Source organism: Pandoraea sp. B-6, assembly GCF_000282835.1.
Lineage (GTDB): Bacteria > Pseudomonadota > Gammaproteobacteria > Burkholderiales > Burkholderiaceae > Pandoraea > Pandoraea cepalis.
In genome coordinates this window covers 1-203 of record NZ_KB290555.1, presented here as the reverse complement: position 1 = coordinate 203, position 203 = coordinate 1, and the positions used below count along the sequence as shown (strand labels likewise).

Annotated in this window: 1 protein-coding gene; it reads left to right on the top strand. The window is 71.9% G+C overall.

What is annotated here, in order from left to right; all coding sequences use genetic code 11:
- A partial coding sequence (locus tag A985_RS29525) for a hypothetical protein (RefSeq protein ID WP_039830602.1) occupies positions 1-203 on the top strand: 203 nt, incomplete at both ends.

Sequence of the window (203 nt, the reverse complement as noted above, 5' to 3'; positions counted from 1 at the left end):
GTCCGGCTCAATGGCCAAGCGCCGACGCCGAACCCGGCAGTCCCGATCCGAGCGCTGCCATCGAATCCGCCGCGCCGAAAGCCGCCACGCACGTCCTGGACGCTCGCGAGATCGCCCGCGACTCGCATCTTCGCCGCTGGCAGAACACGCTGCGCGAGCGCATCGCGCACGTTCACGCCGTCGAACCGACGCGCCGCTGCGGC